Annotated in this window: 2 protein-coding genes and 1 pseudogene; all 3 read left to right on the top strand. The window is 72.3% G+C overall.

Annotation, left to right across the window (positions count from 1 at the left end; all coding sequences use genetic code 11):
- Positions 1 to 543, top strand: a 543-nt coding sequence (locus B7767_RS40845) for a phosphopantothenoylcysteine decarboxylase (protein WP_306298053.1), incomplete at its 5' end; no start/stop codon positions are given.
- A 237-nt stretch (positions 544 to 780) separates the two neighbouring features.
- Entirely contained in the window at positions 781 to 1,989 is a 1,209-nt protein-coding gene (gene metK, locus B7767_RS40840; protein WP_085576294.1) for a methionine adenosyltransferase, read from the top strand.
- Positions 1,990 to 2,278: 289 nt separating this feature from the next.
- Positions 2,279 to 2,787: pseudogene (locus B7767_RS40835) on the top strand (helicase PriA); the annotation flags it as partial.

Genomic DNA, 2,787 nt, shown 5'->3' with positions numbered 1-2,787 from the left:
CGCACCGCCGCAGCCCGCGGCGCCCGCGTCACACTGATCGCGGCCAACACCGCCCTGCCCGACCCGGCGGGCGTGGACCTCGTCCGGGTCGGGACCGCCGTGGAGCTGCGCGAGGCCGTCCTCGGCGCCGCCGCCGACGCGGACGCCGTGGTCATGGCCGCGGCCGTCGCCGACTTCCGGCCGGCCGCCTACGCCACCGGCAAGATCAAGAAGAAGGACGACCGGGAGCCCGAGCCCATCACCCTGGTACGGAATCCGGACATCCTCGCCGAGATCTCCGGCGACCGGGCGCGTGCCGGACAGGTGATCGTCGGCTTCGCCGCCGAGACCGACGACGTGCTCGCCAACGGCCGCGCCAAACTGAAGCGCAAGGGCTGCGATCTGCTGGTGGTGAACGAGGTGGGGGAGCGCAAGACCTTCGGCTCCGAGGAGAACGAGGCCGTGGTGCTGGGCACCGACGGCAGCGAGACCCCCGTCGCGCACGGCCCCAAGGAAGCCCTGGCCGAAACCGTATGGGACCTGGTGGCCGAACGCCTCGGATGAGTGATTCATTTCGTCCTCCGGTTCCCGAAACCTCGTCCCCGGGGGCGTGGCGCCTCTGGCCAACCTCGCTCGGCATGGGCAGAATGCCCGTGCCGCAGGTCACAGCGCTCTCGCGAGACGAGACGGGGGGACCCGTGGCGAAGCGCGACCGATAAACTGTTCCACGGACGGCGTCGGGTGCAGCCCCCGCCGTCCGCCAATGATCAGCCAGCAGCCGCTGCAACCCCAGGGAGCGTTGTGTCCCGTCGTCTGTTCACCTCGGAGTCCGTGACCGAGGGTCACCCCGACAAGATCGCTGACCAGATCAGCGACACCATTCTCGACGCGCTCCTGCGCGAGGACCCGACCTCCCGGGTCGCCGTCGAGACCCTGATCACCACCGGCCTGGTGCACGTGGCCGGCGAGGTCACCACCAAGACGTACGCGGACATCGCGACACTGGTGCGCAACAAGATCCTGGAGATCGGCTACGACTCCTCGAAGAAGGGCTTCGACGGCGCCTCCTGCGGCGTCTCGGTGTCCATCGGCGCGCAGTCCCCGGACATCGCGCAGGGCGTCGACGCCGCCTACGAGGCCCGCGTCGAGGGTGACGAGGACGAGCTGGACCGGCAGGGCGCCGGCGACCAGGGCCTGATGTTCGGCTACGCGACGGACGAGACGCCGACGCTGATGCCGCTGCCGGTCTTCCTCGCGCACCGCCTGTCCAAGCGCCTCTCCGACGTGCGCAAGAACGGGACCATCCCCTACCTGCGCCCCGACGGCAAGACCCAGGTCACCATCGAGTACGACGGCGACAAGGCGGTCCGCCTGGACACCGTGGTCGTCTCCTCGCAGCACGCCTCCGACATCGACCTGGAGTCGCTGCTCGCCCCCGACATCCGCGAGTTCGTCGTGGAGCCGGAGCTGAAGGCGCTCCTGGACGAGGGCATCAAGCTCGACACCGAGAAGTACCGGCTGCTGGTGAACCCGACCGGCCGCTTCGAGATCGGCGGCCCGATGGGCGACGCCGGCCTCACCGGCCGCAAGATCATCATCGACACCTACGGCGGCATGGCCCGCCACGGCGGCGGCGCCTTCTCCGGCAAGGACCCCTCCAAGGTGGACCGCTCGGCCGCGTACGCGATGCGCTGGGTCGCCAAGAACGTGGTGGCGGCCGGCCTGGCCGCCCGCTGCGAGGTCCAGGTGGCGTACGCCATCGGCAAGGCGGAGCCGGTCGGCCTGTTCGTCGAGACCTTCGGCACCGCCAAGGTCGAGACCGAGAAGATCGAGCGGGCCATCGACGAGGTCTTCGACCTCCGTCCGGCCGCGATCATCCGCGACCTCGACCTGCTGCGCCCGATCTACGCCCAGACCGCCGCCTACGGCCACTTCGGCCGTGAGCTGCCCGACTTCACCTGGGAGCGCACCGACCGCGTGGACGCCCTGCGCAAGGCGGCGGGACTGTAGGTCCGGCCACCCCGCGCCTCCCCGAGGCCCGGCGCCCCTTCCGAGGGGTGCCGGGCCTCGGCGCGTACGGAGCCGCTCCGCCGCGAACGCCCGCGCGCGCCGCGGGAGCGAGCCCCGCGCTGACGGATACTCGCGGGCGACAGCCCTCGCGGGTTCGAATCCCGCTGCCGGTCCCGGACCGGTACGGCCGAGCGGCCCGAGGCGGAAGCGCCCTCGGGCGTTCGTGATCCGTACCCGGCTCGGCCTCGGGCCGGCGTCGATGTCAGTCGTGTTTGGTAAGAATGCAGGCGTGAGCAGCGAGAACGGACAGTCGGACGGCGGTGCGGAGGGCGCGCCGCCCGAGCAGCTCGCGCTCATCCGGGAGAGCGTGCGCAAGGCCAAGGCGCCCCGGGCCAAACCGCGCACCTGGCGCGGCGCCGCGCTCGCCGGGGAACTGCCCGTCGCCCGGGTCCTCGTCGACAAGGGCGTGCTCCACCTCGACCGCTACTTCGACTACGCCGTGCCCGCGGAGCTGGACGCCGACGCGCAGCCGGGGGTGCGGGTGCGGGTGCGGTTCGGGGCCGGACGGCACCGGGTGCGCGAGGGGCGGCGCGAGGGCGGCGGACTGATCGACGGGTTCCTCGTCGAGCGGCTCGCCGAGTCCGACTACTCGGGGCCCCTGGCGGCGCTGGCGCAGGTGGTCTCGCCCGAACCGGTGCTGGACGAGGAGTTGCTGGGCCTCGCCCGCGCGGTCGCCGACCGGTACGCGGGCAGCCTCGCCGACGTCCTCCAGCTCGCCGTGCCGCCGCGCAACGCCCG

This window comes from Streptomyces sp. 13-12-16, from assembly GCF_002114215.1.
Classification (GTDB): domain Bacteria; phylum Actinomycetota; class Actinomycetes; order Streptomycetales; family Streptomycetaceae; genus Streptomyces.
Note: the sequence above shows the minus strand (reverse complement) of the source record. Positions and strands in the feature narration are given on the sequence as shown.